Origin of the sequence: Alkalimarinus alittae (genome assembly GCF_026016465.1) — a bacterium.
Taxonomy (GTDB): Bacteria; Pseudomonadota; Gammaproteobacteria; order Pseudomonadales; family Oleiphilaceae; genus Alkalimarinus; species Alkalimarinus alittae.
Genome location: NZ_CP100390.1, coordinates 1,887,305 through 1,905,306, shown reverse-complemented (window position 1 = coordinate 1,905,306; position 18,002 = coordinate 1,887,305). Strand labels below are relative to the sequence as shown.

Below are 18,002 nucleotides of genomic sequence, written 5' to 3'. Positions count from 1 at the left end.
TCTCCTTGAGTCAGCTTAACGTTAGTTAATATGAGTAAAGCAATAACCTAGCCAACCCACAAATATCAGCGTTAAGCCTTGATCTAGCTCAATTCGGCTAAGTCAGTTATACTCAACCGACACCTCCGTTTACACCACAACAACAAACAACTGTAAACAAAATTTACAGTTTAAACCTAAAAAGTCGCACTGAGATACTTGAAATGAACTCAATGACTGCATTTTCTCTTTCAATGTGGGCCACTATAGCCAGTGCCAGCTTGGTCGGTGTTTGGCTCTGGTATAGAGCTAGCGAATCGGTATCGTTAAGGGCTCTAGCGGCCTACTGTATTGCGCTGGCTTTTTGGTGTACGGGTCACTTACTCGCCATAAAAGGCGCATCACAGTGGGCTATTCCCCTATTGTTAAGCAGCCCTCTACTCCCCACCGCCTTTTTACATTTTGTGCTGGCGTTTTGTACGGAGTTTATTCCTAAACTTAAACGGTATCAGAACAAGTTCTGGCTGCTTTATGTCATAGCAGGCATTGTGACAGCAGGCAGCGTTGCACTAACAGGCGCGGAACTTAAACCCTGGCTAACCTTTCCTCACTTTATTTCACTTCACTCACCGGGCTGGATTAACTTAGCCTATACGGCATTGCTTGGAGTCATCGCACACCTCATATTACTGCAGGCATTACGCGTTTGCCCAGCCAACCAGCGACGATCAATAACGGCCATGTTCATTGTTGGCGGACTTGGTTTTGTTTTAGCTATTAGTTTTATATCTCCTTCAATCGGACTGAATACATACCCTTATCCAATGTTAGCGCTGCCTACCTACAGCTTATTACTGGTTTACGCAGTCGTGCGCTATCAACTGGTCGAAGTCAATCGACTGGTCAACAGAGCAGTGGTCTGGTTGGCCCTACTGGTCATCACCATGTTGGTCATGTCAGTATTCCTTGCAATATCCACCCGCTGGGGCCTTACCGAATTATCCGAAATCCCTCTTTGGCAATTGTTAATCTATTCATCCGCCTTATTATTAATAGCGGGCTTACTTTATGGCCCTGCTCAACAATTTGCTAACCGCCTGGTGTACCCAGAAATTCGATTCGACCAGCTTAAACTTGACCAGTGGGGATACAAACTCGACCAGGCGAAAGACTGGCTTGAGCTAAGCGATACAATTAAACAACTCTGGTCACGCAACAGCCCGACCCTCATAGACGTTGCTATCAACCAACCTCTCCTCACTACAGAGCATCCTGCGTTTATCATCAATCAAGTCAACACTAACGATAATGAGCACTGGCAATGCAAATTGGTGGGCTGGAGAAACGCAACACCCAGTGAGCAGCACTTAGCTGAAATAGTCACTAGCTTGCTACCCACAACCTGCGCCGCGTTGGATAGAGGCATGAAACTAGCTGCCGCAGAACGTCAAAAACTCGCACAAGAACATTTAGTAGAACTAGGCGGCCTCACCGCAACCATTGCCCACGAACTACGAAACCCTCTGAATATTATTAATATGGCCGCAGTTCAAACTGACCCTTCCATTCAGACACACATTAGCAATCAAGTGCAGCGAGCTGAACAGTTGATTCAGGATGTATTAAGTTATGCAGGCCAGATTCAACTACGCTCCGAAAACATTCAAATAACCTCGCTTATTGAAAACGTGGCTCGCCAGACTCAACAGTTATTCAACGTTAAGATTCATGTCAACATAACTAACGAGCTCAATACCTATGCTGACCCTCAAAAACTCCATCAAGTCTTGACTAATTTATTAGAGAACGCAGCAGCCTTTGTTAATCAAACACCTGAAGGGCTTATTGAGGTAGACGCTCACACAAACCAACAGCAGATTCAGATCAATATTCATAACAATGGGCCCTCCATCCCGCAAAACATTCAGGGTCAGTTATTTTCACCATTTGTTAGTAATCGCAGCGGAGGAAGCGGCCTAGGTCTTGCCATTGTAAGACGCATCATAGACGCCCACCATGGCCGAGTTTGGCACCATACAGATGCTGGATGGCCTGTTACTTTCTCCATTGAAATACCACGCAGCATCGATCGACCTAATGCCATTATTATCCACCCAAGTACACATAGAGCCTCATAATGAAAAAAGCCCGCATATTACTCATTGATGACGAAGCCGCATTCTGTGAACTCTGTAGTTTATGGTTAACACAAGCAGGCTATGAAGTCGTTAGCTGCGGAGATGGGAAACAAGCCCTTACGCTATTTACTGCTCAGTCATTTGATTTGGTCATACACGACCTCTCTCTCCCCCCCAGTTTTTTGCCTGAAGAAGGTCTGCAGCTACTTCCACACTATGGCGAAGTACCGGTAGTCGTCATCACCGCTCATAACGAAAAGGCACTGGCACTCGATGCAATGCGTTTAGGCGCTTGGGACTTCATCAGCAAACCCATTGACCCCGACCTTCTTCTAATCGTGGTGCAACGAGCCATTAACAAACGCCAACTACAACAAGAACTTAATACACTTAAAGAACAACACCCCCCCACCGACGATGACATGGGGTTACTCGGCGTCAGCCCTAGCGTAATCAACACCCGCAACCTGATTAAACGCATTGCCAACACTGAGGTTCCGGTACTCATCCAAGGCCCCAGCGGAACTGGAAAAGAAATCATCGCTAAAGCCCTGCATCAACATAGTCAACGAAAGAACCAGGCGTTCATTTCAGTACACTGTGGAGCGATCCCTTCCGAACTTTTAGAAAGCGAACTATTTGGCTATAAAAAAGGCGCTTTCACCGGAGCCGACAAAGACCGCAAGGGCTTACTTAGCATGGCAGACCAAGGCACATTGTTTTTAGATGAAATCGGCGAAATGCCGCCATCAATGCAAGTTAAATTACTAAGAGTGCTTCAAGAGGGGTGCTACTTTCCGGTAGGGGGCCGTGAAATGGAACACATCGATGTACGCCTAGTCAGCGCCACTAACCGAGACCTCCCCTCTGCTATTGAACAAGGTCACTTTAGAGACGACCTCTTCTATCGCATTAAAGGGGTCACCATTAAGACACAAGCTTTAGTCGAAAGACCCGAAGACCTTGCCATTCTAGTGCACTCAATTATTCAGAAAGCTCAACCAGAAAAATCCACTTTACACATCAGTGCCGACGCAATGGCATGGATTAATCAACAAACCTGGCCTGGTAATGTACGCGAACTAAAAAACACACTAGATAGCCTGATCGCTTTAACAACAGGCGATACAATAGGCCTTCAAGAGATTCAATTTCTCACCGGCCAAGCGGAACCATCTCAACCACAAACGCCTGATACCAATCATCAAACACCTGACACCAATCATAAAACATTAGAAGCACAAGTCACCGCATTAGAAATAAGACTCATCAGCCAGGCATTAAATCAACACAACCAAAACCGAACAAGAGCCGCCGCACAACTTGGGCTATCACGGCAGGGATTACTGAAAAAGATTGCTAGATATGGGCTTAATAGTGACGTCTAGATTAACCATTCCCTTGATTCCAGTCGTTCCTCCTTTCATCACGGCTACAGCTCATATACAAGCCACTGCATTTTGTCTTTGTAGCCTTGATGCAGCGCAGCGAAATCAGGGTTTAAAGATTTAAGAATCCATGATTTAACGCATAATTGTTCAATACATATTTAGAATTAGAGGTATTAAAAATTGAAAAGTGAAATTTAGAATTACTATAGGTAGGTATGTTAACTTTTGCGATGATTTCAAATGTCGCCTTTCCTAAAAGATTACATAAGGTAGCGCCATTATCAATAAGTTATGGAGATATTTAAACCATATAATTACATAAATATTAACCATATGTTTACATAGGCTTTCAGCATCAATTTAATGTTAAAAACATCGAAATAACAATAACATAAATTTTTCATTTAATCATTTTATTCTAGCTTGGCTCTGTTAAATATATTGCTCTTTTAGATGAATACCTCCACCTTTATTAGACAGCGATAACTACAGAAGTAAGTTACCCCTGCTCTTTAAAGGCTTAACTAAACAGCAGCAGGCTTTTCTAACGCTTCCCTTGGGCCAAAAAATTCAAAGTGTACTTGTGACGCGGGAATCCCCCACATCAGTAATTCGTGATAGATATTAACCATGAATGGCTTTGGCCCACAAAAGTAATAATCGGCATGGCGTGATGGAATCAATGATTCGATCAATTCAGCATCAACAAACCCTGTAGATGCATTTCCTTCGCGTGAAACACCCTCTTTAACGGGATCACTATAACGGAAATGAACACTTAGTTTTGGGTGTTTTTCGCTGAGTGCTTCGAGCGTTGACTTAAACGCCTGAACGTCTTCGTTAAGACTGCCATGAATCACGATAACGTCTCGCTCAGGCATGGCTTCTAATGCGGTCTGTAAAATACTTAATATCGGGGTAATACCGATACCTGCCGCCATTAAGACCAACGGACGCTTATGTTGGTCGTGAGTATTAAGATAAAAATCACCACAAGGGGGTGCTACTTCTAACGTGTCACCCACTTCATACTCTTTATGCAATTTATTAGATACATAACCATCAGGGATACCTGGCTGTGGATCTGTTTCTTTTTTAACACTGATACGAAAATAATCGTTACCCGGCTTATCAGAAAGACTATAGTTTCTCATAGTAGTCCCTCCTTCAGGTGTAGATGTTCGTACCGTAATATATTGCCCTGCTAGATAAGACGGCACTTTACCACCATCTTCAGGTTTGAGATAAAATGAGGTAATAACACTACTTTCTTCGACTTTACGCTCTATTTTAAATGACCGAAAGCCTTCCCAACCACCCTCTTTAGTTGCATTATCTTCATACACTTGTTTTTCACGACCAATCATAATGTCAGCTAAAAAACCATACGCTTTAGCCCACGCGTCAATCACGTCATCTGTCGCCCCATCCCCCAAAACTTCTTTGATAGACGCCAGTAAGTTCTCACCTACAATAGGGTAATGCTCAGGCTTAATTTGTAACGAGACATGCTTATTGGTAATAAGCTCTATCGCGCCTCCTAATACTTCGAGATTATCAATATTTGCTGCATAGGCCGCAATTGCACCTGCTAATGCACGCTGCTGTGTTCCGCCGGACTGATTAGAGTTATTAAAGAGAGGCGCTACTTCAGGGTTGTGCGCGAACATTCGTTTGTAAAAGTGCTTTGTTAGCGTTTCCCCATGCTCTTGCAAGATAGGCACGGTAGATTTTACGATACGAATAGCTTTCTGATCTAACATAGATAATCCTATAAAAACCTAATATATATTTATAATACACATTATGATTTGTTATAGTAGAATTAGTCAATCAGTACAATAAAAAAATTAAGCCAGAGACTTTAATGCAAATTACACGATTTACAGATTATTCGCTTCGTACGCTTATGTATTTAAACACGCACTCAACGCGCTTGTGCACCGTTAAAGAAGTCGCTGAATACCACAACATCTCTCAAAACCACCTCGTTAAAGTCGTACACAACTTATCTCGCCTTGGATACATCAAGAGCACAAAAGGGAAAAATGGAGGCATCAGATTAACCGAAAACACTGATAAAACTCGATTAGGCGACTTAATAATGCAATTTGAACCTACCATGAATACGGCGGAGTGTTTTGACCCAGAGAGTAACACTTGCAACTTAACGGTTTCATGCCAACTAAAACACTACCTTCAAGAAGCCATGCAAAACTTTATCAACACTATGAATCAATACACGCTAGCCAATACCACACAAAACAGAATCCCCATGCGTGAACAAAGGGGCGATGGTTGATCGAAGAATATAAACTAGTGAATCATTAACACCGCTGCTCAAGCAGGTGTTACTAATTAAAATGATTAGATATGAACTTAATAGATGAGTAAATATACTTGATGCAGCGAAGCGGAGTCAGGGTTTCTTCGCCCTATTTAGCTAAAACAACCAGGCATTCAAACCATTAAGCGTATTGGAGACAAATAACATCATGACGCTGTTACGGCAAGGCTTAACATCGAACAGGGCTTACAAGAATGCAAACCCTAAACCCGCTGGCTCGTTAACTCTATAATTACTTACGCCAGTCAGCACCTGCCTGCACCCATTCATCACAGCTTTTCTGAATTTCAGTCTTGAAGTTTGGACCAGAATAAAATTCAGGAATATCATAAAACCAATCAACACCATCGCCTGATAGGTGTTTACATCCCCCAAATATCTCTTTTCCTTTAGCGTTTACTAAAGGGCATGCCCCCTTAGATACTTCCATCATTCCAGACATCATATCGTACATTTGTGTCGTCATTACTGTTTCCGAGCAGGCTTCTTCCGTTTCCCCGTGAACTACTACACCCGTTTCAGCATTGCTCGTTATAGAAAATAAGATTAGGTAAAGAGAAAACACAATGCGTGCGGAGGTCGGCTTAATCTGATAAAAATTCATTTGATAATCCCTTAAATGTTAAGTGTGCGGTAAAGGCAAACATTTTATTCCTTATGTACTTGCTTGTAACTAAAAAAGAAATTTTAACATTAGCTTTTCCCTAATTTAAAAAACCCTAGCAAGCTTAACACCTGATAGGGCTTCAAAACATTCTTCTAGCGTTATAATGCTGGTGGCGGAGGTGAGTCCCATTCAGTTTGGGGTAGCCAGTTATTTAAAGGTACCACAGTGACGCTGCCATCACTCGCAACAACAAAATCAAACACCTCCCAAACTACATTTGGTGCTTCACTTCCTGGTGGATAGACATCCCAATCAACATCTTCACCACCTTCACCCTCAGGTGGAAGAAATAATGTGATTTTACCATTAATATTCAATTCAACCCGGGCATCTGATATGCGCCTCAAACTAGGTATAAAACCCGACTCAACTTCATCAGGAATTCCGGGAAAGTACTCACTTAATTCATTTTTAACAACGTATCGGTATGAGGTTGCCACAGGGAACTGAACTACAACCAAAAGTTCTTCCCCTGAGGTTATACCGTAATCAGAAAACATATATCAAACCTAAGCAGAGACTCAATTGTAAAAACAGTCCCCATTTTAGAACTAGCAAATTTAAAGAAATTTTTTATACGAGAACATCCAACATTTTTCCCATACATAGCCCAGCCCAATGGATAGTCGACTTACTAACAAGGTAGTCTATGCAGGCATATGGTGCAAATTATGTAAACTTTTAGGGAAGTTATGTAAACTTTTGGTGAAGACTACAAAAGAAGAAATTATGGTGGCAACTTCCGCCAGCTACACCTCGGCACACAAGTCCACTGTTTCGGCTGCTCCCTTCCGGGCCTGACCGGGTCCACAGTTTATTGTTGCGTGGGAACCAACGAAAGTCACCATAACAGGGTTAAGTGCCTGAGCACCTATCCCTAGAAGACGCGCATAATAGCAAAGGTTTTTTGTTATTAAAAGCGCTGATTAACTCTAATTTGAAATCACGTTAATTCAACACGACTTTTTGCCTTAATAGAAGCCGGTAAACTACTTGCTAATTGTGATAATACAGACTCCAATGTATTTTTTATATCGTACCTAGGGTTAACCATTAAGGTACGCGATATTCTGTTTACCCCGTTACCACCTAGGCCTGTAAAATCAATAAACGCTAAGTCACTAACGATAAACTTAGAAACACCTGAATCTTTGAGTATTGAGATCACATACCGATCTTTTGCAGTACTACCGGTAACAGGCAAAGTCACCATTATCATGGCACTAGGCCACTTTGCTCGGCATTGAATAATTAAATTTGCGGTATCAGTAGCATCTTCATCAATGATGTAGTCAGGATCAATAAGAATCAGACCATCATCAACACCAACGGGGATATGCTTCACCACTCGATCGAATGCTGACCCGTGATCAATACTTACGTTTGAGCCTACCTGAAATACACGGCTCAACTCGCTAAATTCTTCTGTATTTAATTCTATTAGCGACATTGAGTCACTGGCTCTTATTAATTTACGCGCAATTATCGGTGAGCCTGGGTATTTCGTCAGTGGTAACCCACTATTAAACCCTTTAACGATTTCGATATATCGCTCTGTCATTTCATTTTTATTCGCATCCAGCAAACATTGAACCCCGAAACTTGATGAGCTAGTCGCCTCCTCGACATCTAAATCATACCCCCCCGCCCCTGCATGCGCATCTATATAATGAAAACGACGAGTGTTTTGTTTTAACTGCTCTAGAGCACAAATTAAAACTAAATGCTTATGAACATCAAACAAACTACCCACACTTGAGCGAGCTTTACCGTACAACTGATTCATGCTTAACAACACACCTTAGCGTAATTTTTATTGTTTTGAATAAAGGCCTTATATTTCGACCCGCACACCTACTCCTTTAAACCCTGCACATGGACTCTTTTCAGTACAAGGACTCTATTAAATATAGTGCACTAACGAGGTATGCGCCGATAAGATTGGCGTCTATTGATTTTAAAAGACATGTAGTATAGAGTACCGCCCCTTGCTGGAGAGGTGTCCGAGTGGCTGAAGGAGCACGCCTGGAAAGTGTGTGTACCGCAAGGTACCGAGGGTTCGAATCCCTCTCTCTCCGCCAATTAAGTCATAATGAACCGCCCAATATTTCAATTATCAATATCGTTGATAATCACCTTTTTAATTTCTGCGACATCTTCTGAAGAAAAATCCATATGGTATCTCTTCTTAACACCATAGTCGGTTAATGTGTAATGGTGTGTAGACTCGATAGCGTGCTGTGCCAGGCAATGTTTTACACAGTGCAAAGCACACCCATCTAGGGATATTATTTTCCGTCCAGACTGTGCTTTTTTTACCAACGGTTTGACACCGCCGCCCACCCCTGCAATACACGACATTTCTGCAATTTGTTCACGATCTAACTCAATTGCTATTTGGTTCGCCAGCTGGGCAATGTTAGAGCACCCTGAACATGAGTAAACTAAGGGCAATTCATCACTAGTGTCTTGTTTCATCTTCGCGAGTTCCAATATTAAGAGATTGCACGTCTAATTAAATCTAATCAGCCAAAATTGAGCAAATAAACTGATCAAATAGTTTAGAAACAGTATCTAAAGAACTATTCAGTCGGTGATCACCATCAATTAGGTGCAGAGAGCATTTCACTTCTTGGGCAAATCTAATTGAATGTTCAGGCGGTATTACATCATCAGACCAGCCATGAACAATATCTAGAATGGATGCGTTTTTCTCATAGCTCTGGCACTTATAAGTCGGTATATACAAGGCGGGCGCTAACAGAAAAACCCCTTTGGCATTAACCCGCTGAGAAACGACCTGTGAGACATACCCGCCCATACTAGAGCCGACTAGAGCAAAATCACCTTGTTCAGATTCAAGCAGTCTTAGCAGCCTTTCTACTCGCAGATCTGGGTCCATCATATCGGTATAGTCGATGCTATCTACGGCACAGCCGTGCTGCCTGGCAATCTCTGCGAGTTTCTTAATTTTACTACCCCAGGGGCCGCTTTCTTTGCCATGTGAGAAATACACTTTCATCGTTTTACCTCAGTGAATGTGAGTGGGTTAAGCACGCTTTATTTCGCAGGAATCAAACGCATAATTTTGCCACTATCTGTAGATAGATAAATAAAGCCTTCCTGGCTTTGAACGAGCGATCGAATGCGTTCGTTTAAACTCGCCAATAACCGCGTTTCTCCGATGGCTTCACCCGCGCTATTCAGTTTTATTTGGTTAAGATGTTGTAGCTTAAGCGCCCCGGCAAATAGATCGCCTTGCCAGCTAGGAAAGGCCTCCCCCGTATAAAGCAACAAACTACCTGGCGCGATTGAAGGGTCGTAATATTTAACAGGTTGTTCCATACCTTCTTTTGCTGTCGCCTCGCCCACATTTAAAGGCCCCCAATACTCTTTGCCATACGAAATAACCGGCCAACCGTAGTTCTTTCCTGCCTCTATAAGATTAAGCTCATCGCCACCTCTTGGTCCATGTTCAATAAGCCAAAGGCGTTTATTTTTAACATCATAGCTTAAACCTTGGGGGTTTCTATGACCATAACTCCAGGTTTCGGGTAGTACGTTTTCATTTTCAATAAATGGGTTATCTTTTGGCACCGTTCCATCTAAATTGAGGCGTATGACACTGCCTGCATGGGTTGATAAGTCTTGTCCGTTAGGACGCACTCCGCGATCGCCAACTGAAAAGAACACATGTCCGTTATGATCAAATGCGATACGGCTGCCAAAGTGTCTTGTGGTATCTGATAAAGATTTAGTAACGAGCAAGTCAATCCAGCCTTCTAAGCTAGTACCGTTTAATTTTGCTCTAGCAAAGGCCGTAACCCCATTATCATCAGCGGGTTTGCTATAGGTGAAATAGATCCAGCCCCCTTTTTTATAACCTGGTGACAAGGCTACATCGAGCAAGCCACCCTGACCTTTCGCAAACACAGGAGGAACACCTTCAACTATTTGAGCTTTCCCATCTGCTAGATCTAACAATTTAAGGGTGCCACTGCGTTCTGTAATTAGGATTTGATGATCACTAATAAACGCCATAGCCCAGGGGACTCTAAACCCATCTTTAACCAATTCTACTTGGTATTTAACGCCCTCAGTAATTCCGCTGTGTAGTGATTTACTATACCCAGTAAGCGGATAAATAAGCACTAACATTAACATCAAAACAATCACTTTCCGCATCATTTTATCCATCGTCATTACCGTTTTTTTCTGAGCAATTAATCAACAGTTATTACAAAAGTCCAATTCGGCTTGACGCCTTATCTTTATCCATCCAATCCATAACACAGCAGCAATAAGTGCCTCCAGTATCGCCATACTCAGCAATTCAGCATTACTACCATAGTAGACGATACCTAGAACTCTGAATATCAATAAGCTTGTTGAGAGAATAGCGGCAAAATAAAGCCCCCCCTCTATATAGCGTTCGATAAGTGAACTCATCACTAGCGCCGAACCAAGCCCCACCTGCAGGCCGCCATACACCGCGAAAAACTCAGCATAACCGGAATTTCCTGTAAAAGAAAAACCCAAAAAACCAGCTGCCAACGCTGGAGCAAAAGCGCACCACCCACCAGATAACATATATAAACAGCCCACTACCCTCAATATTGTCATGTCACACTCTCTAAGAAACTTAGTTCAATAAATAGCTCTATGGTTAACCCAATAACAGTGTATATACGCCGATTACATGCCAATGGATCTTTTCTTTTGATAAAAGATGATCCAAAACGCACATCGTTTACGTAGAACCTAACGCAAGACAGAGTATTTAGTCTTAAACGTTACTGAACAGGTCTTTTATTTCAGACCTATCCATGAAAGATACGAGGTTAAATGTGAGTCACTATAAAGCCCCTTTAGATAATATGAATTTCTTGCTATTTGATACCCTTAAAGCAAATCAAATAGCTGAGTGTGAGCGGTTCGAAGATGCCACTGAAGACCTTTTTAGAGCCGTAATGGATGAGGCTGCTAAGTTTTCAGAGCAGGTTCTGCTTCCCGTAAACACGCAAGGTGACAGAGAAGGTTGTCAATACGACCCTGCAACACATTCAGTTAAAACCCCAGACGGTTTTAAAGATGCTTATCAAACCTATATGCAAGGAGGATGGAGCGGGCTTTCTGCATCACCCGATTTTGGGGGCCAAGGCTTACCGCACTTGCTTAAAATGATCGTAGACGAAATGGTTTGCTCAACGAATTTGTCATTCGGTATGTACCCTGGTTTGTCTCACGGCGCTATAGACTGTCTTACAAAACATGGCAGCGAGGCACTTCAGAATGCTTACTTACCTAAATTAATCGCTGGTGAGTGGACAGGCACAATGTGCTTAACAGAGCCGCAGTGCGGTACTGACCTTGGGCTTATTGGCACCAAGGCTATACCCAATGGTGACGGTTATGACATCACGGGGACTAAAATATGGATTACCGGTGGCGAACAGGATCTAGTGGATAACATCGTTCACCTGGTGTTAGCAAAACTACCCGATGCACCAGAGGGAAGCCGTGGAATTTCACTCTTTTTAGTGCCAAAGTTTCTTGAAGACGGCACAAGAAATACAGCATTTTGTGGTGGCCTCGAACATAAAATGGGTATCAACGGCTCTGCCACCTGCGTAATGAACTTTGAAGGTGCTAAAGGTTGGCTAATTGGCGAGCCTAACAAGGGTCTAAAATGCATGTTTACCATGATGAATGCCGCGAGAATAATGGTGGGTATTCAAGGATTAGGCTTGGCTGAAACCGGTTACCAAGTCTCATTAGCCTTTGCCAAAGAAAGACTACAAAGCCGCTCAATTGCAGGTACTGAATACCCTAATGAAAAAGCAGACCCTATCATTGTTCACCCTGATGTTCGCCGCATGTTATTACGACAAAAAGCGATTATTGAAGGCTCAAGAGCAATGGCTTACTGGACGGGTCTACATCTTGATTTAAGCCATGGGCATGCCGACTCAAGCCAGCGAGAGCGCTCTGACGATATCGTTCAGCTTATGACCCCTATCGTTAAATCATTCTTAACCGATGAAGGCTTCTTTAGCTGTGACCAAGCATTACAGTCAATGGGCGGAGCAGGATTCACGCAAGATTGGCCGGTAGAGCAGTTATTAAGAGACGGCAGAATACCTAGAATTTACGAAGGCACCAATGGCATTCAAGCGCTCGACCTTGTGGGTAGAAAGCTAACACTGAACAATGGAAGACTAGCTCATACCTATCTTTCTGAGATGAAAAACATGCTCGAAGGTGTCAGCAATAGCGGCCATTTAGCCTCAGCAAATAGCTTTATTGAAACACTGCAAGAAACACTAGGTTTGCTGATTATAAAAGCAGCCAAAGACCCACAAGAAGCTGCGGCAGCGGCCACGCCACTGCTAAGAATGTTTGCACTTACAACGCTGGCTGTATTGTGGGCAAAAATGGCTTCTCAGTCAGAAGACGCTGAAACGATGAATAATTATAGTGAAGCCTTTCTTTCCAGCAAGCGTAAAACAGCTAATCACTATTTCCGCTCCTATGAGCCAGAAATGATTGCTTTAGCTAAAGAAGTCGCCGCAGGCAAATCTACGTTAATGGATTTTGCTGAAGACGAGTTTTAAGCTATCAAGATCAAGTGGGGTATCAACCCTTAGATGCCCCACTTGTATTTTAGATTTAACATCACTTAAGCCAAGCGTGACAAATTAACAGGTCTCAGAGGATATGAACAATGTCAGCCCTAAATCGTTACTTCAAAGCAAGTGGACAAAAACAAAGGTTATCAATAAAGAAAAGCATTTTGTTATCACGGCGGTTGAGTTTGATGAAGACCAACGTGTGACTGAATGCATTGTAGAAGCCGTTATGAATAACAATGAATATTCTATTGATTGGCGAGAACTAAAAAATAAGAATGAGTGGCGAATGGGGTGGGTATAAATTACCCCCCCATGCTGCACTATTGAATGTAAACTAGGCTACTCGGAGGGCTTCTTCTTGGCTTGCGAGGTACTCATCGTAAGTACCCTGAAAGTTAACAATGCCTTTGTCTTTTATTTCTATCACTCGGGTTGCTAATGAAGACACAAACTCCCGGTCATGACTAACGAAAATTAATGTACCATCGTAATTTTCTAGTGCTAGATTAAGGGCTTCTATTGCTTCCATATCTAGGTGATTGGTCGGTTCATCCATGATCAATATATTGGTATCCATCATCATCAACTTGCCAAACAGCAATCTATTCTTTTCTCCACCTGAACACACTCTCGCCTTTTTATTGGCATCGTCTGCAGTGAAAAGTAAACGTCCTAGTATTCCCCTCACCATTAAGTCATCAAACTTCGGCGTGCGCCATTGAGACATCCAATCAAATAGGTTCAAATCAGAATCGAAATCAGCCGTGCTGTCTTGTGGGCAATAACCGATCGTGGCGTTTTCAGACCACTTTATAACGCCGCTATTGGCTTTCAGGTCATCCATCAAACAACGTAAAAACGTCGTTTTTCCCACCCCGTTTTCGCCAATCACAGCAAGCTTGGCACCCGCTTCTAATATTAGGTTCCCACCACTAAACAGCGTTTCACCGTCAAAGCCATGAGACAGCTCTTCTAGAATCAACGCTTGACGATGCAATTTCTTTTCTTGTTTGAGACTAATAGAGGGCGTCAATCGACTAGAAGCTTTGACCTCGTCTAACTTGATTTTATCTAACTTCTTGGCACGAGAACTTGCTTGCTTTGCCTTAGATGCATTGGCAGAAAAGCGATTAACAAACCCTTGCAACTCATCAATTTCAGCACTTTTCTTGGCATTTTCTGTATGCAGTTGCTCTCGAATTAGCGTGGATGCTGCTATAAAATCTTCATAGTTACCAGGGTATATACGTAGCTCACCGTAATCTATGTCAGCCATATGCGTACATACTGAATTAAGGAAGTGGCGATCGTGAGAAATAATAATCATGGTACATTTACGCTGATTCAGTACCGTCTCAAGCCATTGTATTGTATGTATATCAAGGTTGTTTGTCGGCTCATCAAGTAGCAATATATCGGGATTAGCAAACAATGCTTGAGCTAGTAGTACGCGCAATTTCCAACCAGGCGCCACTTGGCTCATTAAACCAAAGTGAAGGGATTCTTCAATGCCCGCATGTAGCAGTATCTCACCTGCGCGACTTTCTGCGGTGTATCCATCCATTTCTGCAAACTGACTTTCAAGTTCGGCCACCTTCATACCGTCTTCTTCAGACATTTCGGGCAGACTATAAATACGTTCACGCTCTTGTTTTATCTTCCATAGCGCTACATCGCCCATGATAACCGCATCTACTACGCTGTATTCTTCAAAAGCAAACTGATCTTGACTCAAGGTACCTACTTTCTGTCCAGCGGTAATCGAGACATTCCCCGATGTAGGTACAAGCGCCCCACTCAGAATTTTCATAAACGTCGATTTACCGCAGCCGTTAGCCCCGATTAAGCCATAGCGGTTGCCGTTACCAAATTTAGCGGAGATGTTTTCAAACAAAGGCTCAGCGCCAAACTGCATGGTGATGTTTGCGGTAGATATCAAAGAAGTATTCCTAGGAGCAACGAATAAGAGAGTGGACCAATAGCATGACTATGACACACAGGGGGGCGCACTATAGATAGTTAAGGGCTAAATGTCGAGGGATGCTGTACATTATTTACACAGAAATTGATAAGATATCGACTTAAAATTCGTTTATTCTAGTGTCCATGGGCGGCCTTCACAGCGGTCAAAATTAATGCAACTGGGCAGGCAACCTCTACAGGGCAAGCTCCTTTTGTTTTTTACCTTGTCCGTTAAAGACTGTTTCGAGTTTTGTTTGGTCTGCTGTTTTTCACGATCGTGCTGCATACTGTTTTTCTTCCGAACAATTGATAATATCTGACGAGTTAAAGTCGAGACTAAAAATACTCATACTGAATAACTGCAATATAATTATCCCCTTGCACCCTGCCATCTTTGCGCTTGGCAATATTGGTCAGGCCTTCAAAACGAGTCAGACGTTGTGATTCAATGTGGTAAGTTAACTCAATGGGGTCAACCAGTAAGCTTAAGAAAAAGTTACTCGGTTGTACCACATATACAACACTTTCAGTGGTCCGGCTTTTTTCCTTAACGTCAAGATTGACAAGCATTGCTCGAGATATCGCCAGAAATGCGAATGATATATCCTTATTTTGCAGCAAGGTTTCCCAGTTTTCGTAAATAAAACGATCAAACCCTGCATCAACGACCAAACCGTTTGTTGTTTCAATATTCACACTTTCTGTTGTTTCAATAGCGCCTAATTTAGACGTGAGTTTTATACTTTCTACTTTATTCTGAACGCTGATTTCACTGTTTGTTCTGTGGTCAATAAATGTAAACGAGGGAGCAATAGAATTTGCTTCAAAACTCACCTGCTTTGACGCAAATACATCGCCATTATCATCCAGGTACTGAACGCTACTTGAAGCATATTTGCCCTCTTTGTCTAGCGTGATGGTATGTTTTTCAAGATATATAAACTGTTCTGTTTCGGCATCATAAGCACGACCTTCAAACTGAAGAATATTATTACCATGACTAAAACCTGATATCGAAATTAGAAAAGAAAACGCAAGTGTTCGGATCACAATACCGCCCTCCTTACCATAAACTTGTTAAGCGCCTGCGGCCTTACAAGGTAAATTGTAATCAGCGCTATAGCTATCCACTCGATCGATATAAGGGCTAGTGATTGATTCGAAAAATCAATCACGCCATTGGCTCGCCCGGCACTATATGACATAGGCCCTGCTATTGCGCACCCAACAATAAACAAAGGTGTTTTCTTTACCAGCCAGTTCAAAGAGTGGTTAACCGTCAATGCAAACCCTACCCAGAGAACACACAGCCAAATGGGTACACTTCTTTCTGTTAGCAATAGAACATCACCAAAGCTGTGTATGCCGCTAACTTTAAACAATGTGTCTATTGTGATGCCTGAAAATGCAATAACCGCAACGGTTTTTAATTCGTTCAATTTACGAGGGCTGATCAAATAGTTGTGAAGAATCATTAACAATAATGGCATGACCGCCCAGTACCATTCGCTGAATATGGCTAAAAACCAACAACATTGAAATAATACGGCGTTAATTACAATGTGCTGGGTTTGTTGGTTTTTCATTGTCTACCCCTTACATCTGTTCGTACTAAAACCAACTACTGGATTATTTCTTTACGAAAGTCTGGCTTGGCAAATACAAGGTGAGATACACCAATAGTGCGCTCCATAAAGCCGCCTTCGCAATAACTAAGATAGAAGAACCACATTCTAATAAAGTCTTCGCTGTAACCTTGTGATCGAACTTTATCGAGGTTATCTGCCAGTGTTTTGCTCCAGGTTCGAAGGGTTGTGGCGTAATGCTCTGCAAAATCATCAAGATGAATAAGTCTCATATCACTTGAGTTCATTGAAGCCGTGTTCAATGCATTAATTGAAGGGATGCAGCTGCCAGGGAAAATATACTTTTGTATAAAGTCGACATCGTTCTTAGCTTTTTCATAACGCTGGTCTTCTATAGTGATTGCTTGAATCAACATAGAACCGTTTGGTTTTAATAGTGAAGCGCATTTTTCAAAAAACGTGTCATAGAACTGCCAACCAACCGCTTCTATCATCTCGATAGATACCAATTTGTCGTAGGTGCCTTCAAGCTTACGATAATCTTCCATCAGCAAGGTTATTTTGTCATCTAAACCTGCTTCTTTAACACGCTCTTTGGCTAATAAAAATTGTTGCTCTGAGATGGTCGTGGTGGTTACTTTACACCCATAATGTTTGGCTGCGTAAATGGCAAACCCTCCCCAACCTGTCCCTATTTCGACCACATGATCATCTGCGCTGAGCTGCAGCTTTTCACAAATTCTACGAAGTTTGTTTTCGGAGGCTTCTTGCATGGTTGCACCGGCATAAGGAAAAATGCCAGACGAGTACATCATAGTAGGGTCTAAAAAAACCTTAAAGAAATCATTGCCTAGGTCATAATGCGATGCAATGTTTCGTCTAGAGCCTTTCTCAGTATTTTGATTATGACGATGAAACCACTTCAGCATGGGTTTTGAGATTGAGGCAAACCCACCTTCAATTTGATCGAGAATATCCATATTCTTGGCCATGACTCTGACCAAACTGGTTAAGTCTGGGCTAGTCCAATCTCCGGTCATATAGGCTTCAGATGCACCAATACTTCCACCGGTTAAAATGTCGGTATAACAGTTCATATCATGGATATGCATTTCGCTGTAGAGGTCAGCGCCGGGTAATAAAGCCTCTCCGAAAGAGTGCCTAACGCCCTGCTCATATAACACTATCGAGCCAGTATGAATTTTCTCAAGCTGTCGCCAAACTAATTTTCTGGCTATCTGAGCCATACTGAACCGACTAGTTTTATTATTTTCCAATGCAGCTACTGAACTGTTCATAA

The 18,002-nt window shown here is 42.4% G+C and carries 17 protein-coding genes, 1 tRNA gene, 1 other RNA gene and 1 pseudogene; 7 read left to right on the top strand and 13 right to left on the bottom strand.

Going from position 1 to position 18,002, the window contains the following annotated elements; genetic code table 11:
- Positions 1–203: 203 nt before the first annotated feature.
- The 3 genes and pseudogenes from NKI27_RS19410 to NKI27_RS08665 all read left to right on the top strand — a co-directional run.
- A pseudogene (locus NKI27_RS19410) lies at positions 204–860 on the top strand (histidine kinase N-terminal 7TM domain-containing protein); the annotation flags it as partial.
- 543 nt (positions 861–1,403) lie between these two features.
- Positions 1,404–2,117, top strand: a complete 714-nt coding sequence (locus NKI27_RS19405) for a sensor histidine kinase (protein WP_406803139.1) — start codon at positions 1,404–1,406, stop codon at positions 2,115–2,117.
- Positions 2,117–3,505, top strand: a complete 1,389-nt coding sequence (locus NKI27_RS08665) for a sigma-54-dependent transcriptional regulator (protein ID WP_265049264.1) — start codon at positions 2,117–2,119, stop codon at positions 3,503–3,505. The genes NKI27_RS19405 and NKI27_RS08665 overlap by 1 nt, the downstream gene beginning before the upstream one ends.
- A gap of 527 nt (positions 3,506–4,032) precedes the next feature.
- Here the strand turns inward: NKI27_RS08665 and hmpA are convergent.
- A complete protein-coding gene (gene hmpA / locus NKI27_RS08660) occupies positions 4,033–5,271 on the bottom strand; it encodes an NO-inducible flavohemoprotein (protein ID WP_265049263.1) in 1,239 nt (412 codons plus the stop codon).
- Positions 5,272–5,375: 104 nt separating this feature from the next.
- Here hmpA and NKI27_RS08655 point away from each other — a divergent pair, with 104 nt between their 5' ends.
- Complete coding sequence (locus NKI27_RS08655; protein WP_265049262.1) at positions 5,376–5,810, top strand: RrF2 family transcriptional regulator; 435 nt, start codon at positions 5,376–5,378, stop codon at positions 5,808–5,810.
- Positions 5,811–6,087: 277 nt separating this feature from the next.
- On the opposite strand, the gene NKI27_RS08650 is transcribed toward NKI27_RS08655, so the two are convergent.
- From NKI27_RS08650 to rlmJ, 4 genes are all read right to left on the bottom strand, one after another.
- Positions 6,088–6,459: a hypothetical protein gene (locus NKI27_RS08650; protein WP_265049261.1), complete on the bottom strand. Its 372-nt coding sequence runs from the start codon at positions 6,457–6,459 to the stop codon at positions 6,088–6,090.
- A gap of 161 nt (positions 6,460–6,620) precedes the next feature.
- A complete protein-coding gene (locus NKI27_RS08645) occupies positions 6,621–7,022 on the bottom strand; it encodes a hypothetical protein (RefSeq protein ID WP_265049260.1) in 402 nt (133 codons plus the stop codon).
- Positions 7,023–7,262: 240 nt separating this feature from the next.
- Positions 7,263–7,359, bottom strand: an RNA gene (ffs, locus tag NKI27_RS08640) — signal recognition particle sRNA small type.
- Between the two features lie 106 nt (positions 7,360–7,465).
- Positions 7,466–8,308, bottom strand: a complete 843-nt coding sequence (gene rlmJ, locus NKI27_RS08635) for a 23S rRNA (adenine(2030)-N(6))-methyltransferase RlmJ (protein ID WP_265049259.1) — start codon at positions 8,306–8,308, stop codon at positions 7,466–7,468.
- A 207-nt stretch (positions 8,309–8,515) separates the two neighbouring features.
- On the opposite strand from rlmJ, the gene NKI27_RS08630 reads away from it, so the two are divergent.
- A tRNA-Ser gene (locus NKI27_RS08630) sits at positions 8,516–8,603 on the top strand.
- A 28-nt stretch (positions 8,604–8,631) separates the two neighbouring features.
- Here NKI27_RS08630 and NKI27_RS08625 read toward each other — a convergent pair.
- The 4 genes from NKI27_RS08625 to NKI27_RS08610 are packed head-to-tail and all read right to left on the bottom strand — an operon-like array spanning position 8,632 to position 11,145.
- Positions 8,632–9,000, bottom strand: coding sequence for a putative zinc-binding protein (locus NKI27_RS08625; RefSeq protein WP_265049258.1), 369 nt, complete (start codon positions 8,998–9,000; stop codon positions 8,632–8,634).
- 43 nt (positions 9,001–9,043) lie between these two features.
- Positions 9,044–9,544 (bottom strand): YqiA/YcfP family alpha/beta fold hydrolase, encoded by a 501-nt coding sequence (locus NKI27_RS08620; protein WP_265049257.1) that lies wholly within the window; start codon positions 9,542–9,544, stop codon positions 9,044–9,046.
- Between the two features lie 38 nt (positions 9,545–9,582).
- Positions 9,583–10,719 (bottom strand): PQQ-dependent sugar dehydrogenase, encoded by a 1,137-nt coding sequence (locus tag NKI27_RS08615; protein ID WP_265049256.1) that lies wholly within the window; start codon positions 10,717–10,719, stop codon positions 9,583–9,585.
- A 30-nt stretch (positions 10,720–10,749) separates the two neighbouring features.
- Positions 10,750–11,145: a hypothetical protein gene (locus NKI27_RS08610; RefSeq protein WP_265049255.1), complete on the bottom strand. Its 396-nt coding sequence runs from the start codon at positions 11,143–11,145 to the stop codon at positions 10,750–10,752.
- A 224-nt stretch (positions 11,146–11,369) separates the two neighbouring features.
- On the opposite strand from NKI27_RS08610, the gene NKI27_RS08605 reads away from it, so the two are divergent.
- Complete coding sequence (locus NKI27_RS08605) at positions 11,370–13,136, top strand: acyl-CoA dehydrogenase family protein (RefSeq protein ID WP_265049254.1); 1,767 nt, start codon at positions 11,370–11,372, stop codon at positions 13,134–13,136.
- 103 nt (positions 13,137–13,239) lie between these two features.
- Positions 13,240–13,455, top strand: coding sequence for a TIGR02450 family Trp-rich protein (locus NKI27_RS08600; protein WP_265049253.1), 216 nt, complete (start codon positions 13,240–13,242; stop codon positions 13,453–13,455).
- 33 nt (positions 13,456–13,488) lie between these two features.
- Here NKI27_RS08600 and NKI27_RS08595 read toward each other — a convergent pair whose 3' ends face one another.
- The 4 genes from NKI27_RS08595 to NKI27_RS08580 form a co-directional block, all read right to left on the bottom strand.
- Positions 13,489–15,093 carry an ABC-F family ATPase gene (locus tag NKI27_RS08595; protein ID WP_265049252.1) on the bottom strand — a complete coding sequence of 535 codons (1,605 nt, stop codon included), beginning with the start codon at positions 15,091–15,093 and terminating at the stop codon, positions 13,489–13,491.
- Positions 15,094–15,452: 359 nt separating this feature from the next.
- Positions 15,453–16,166: a hypothetical protein gene (locus NKI27_RS08590; protein WP_265049251.1), complete on the bottom strand. Its 714-nt coding sequence runs from the start codon at positions 16,164–16,166 to the stop codon at positions 15,453–15,455.
- Positions 16,163–16,702, bottom strand: coding sequence for a DUF2878 domain-containing protein (locus NKI27_RS08585; RefSeq protein WP_265049250.1), 540 nt, complete (start codon positions 16,700–16,702; stop codon positions 16,163–16,165). The genes NKI27_RS08590 and NKI27_RS08585 overlap by 4 nt, the downstream gene beginning before the upstream one ends.
- A 35-nt stretch (positions 16,703–16,737) precedes the next feature.
- The gene (locus NKI27_RS08580) at positions 16,738–18,000 is read right to left on the bottom strand and encodes an SAM-dependent methyltransferase (protein ID WP_265049249.1); all 1,263 of its coding nucleotides are present in this window, start codon (positions 17,998–18,000) and stop codon (positions 16,738–16,740) included.
- Positions 18,001–18,002 lie beyond the last annotated feature (2 nt).

Excerpts from the sequence above, each read along its gene's own strand:
- NKI27_RS08625 (WP_265049258.1), bottom strand. The coding sequence starts at position 9,000 with ATGAAACAAGACACTAGTGATGAATTGCCCTTAGTTTACTCATGTTCA.
- NKI27_RS08615 (WP_265049256.1), bottom strand. The coding sequence starts at position 10,719 with ATGGATAAAATGATGCGGAAAGTGATTGTTTTGATGTTAATGTTAGTG.
- NKI27_RS19405 (WP_406803139.1), top strand. The coding sequence starts at position 1,404 with ATGAAACTAGCTGCCGCAGAACGTCAAAAACTCGCACAAGAACATTTA.
- rlmJ (WP_265049259.1), bottom strand. The coding sequence starts at position 8,308 with ATGAATCAGTTGTACGGTAAAGCTCGCTCAAGTGTGGGTAGTTTGTTT.
- NKI27_RS08665 (WP_265049264.1), top strand. The coding sequence starts at position 2,117 with ATGAAAAAAGCCCGCATATTACTCATTGATGACGAAGCCGCATTCTGT.
- NKI27_RS08600 (WP_265049253.1), top strand. The coding sequence starts at position 13,240 with ATGAACAATGTCAGCCCTAAATCGTTACTTCAAAGCAAGTGGACAAAA.
- NKI27_RS08580 (WP_265049249.1), bottom strand. The coding sequence starts at position 18,000 with ATGAACAGTTCAGTAGCTGCATTGGAAAATAATAAAACTAGTCGGTTC.
- NKI27_RS08650 (WP_265049261.1), bottom strand. The coding sequence starts at position 6,459 with ATGAATTTTTATCAGATTAAGCCGACCTCCGCACGCATTGTGTTTTCT.
- hmpA (WP_265049263.1), bottom strand. The coding sequence starts at position 5,271 with ATGTTAGATCAGAAAGCTATTCGTATCGTAAAATCTACCGTGCCTATC.
- NKI27_RS08585 (WP_265049250.1), bottom strand. The coding sequence starts at position 16,702 with ATGAAAAACCAACAAACCCAGCACATTGTAATTAACGCCGTATTATTT.
- NKI27_RS08645 (WP_265049260.1), bottom strand. The coding sequence starts at position 7,022 with ATGTTTTCTGATTACGGTATAACCTCAGGGGAAGAACTTTTGGTTGTA.
- NKI27_RS08610 (WP_265049255.1), bottom strand. The coding sequence starts at position 11,145 with ATGACAATATTGAGGGTAGTGGGCTGTTTATATATGTTATCTGGTGGG.
- NKI27_RS08620 (WP_265049257.1), bottom strand. The coding sequence starts at position 9,544 with ATGAAAGTGTATTTCTCACATGGCAAAGAAAGCGGCCCCTGGGGTAGT.
- NKI27_RS08655 (WP_265049262.1), top strand. The coding sequence starts at position 5,376 with ATGCAAATTACACGATTTACAGATTATTCGCTTCGTACGCTTATGTAT.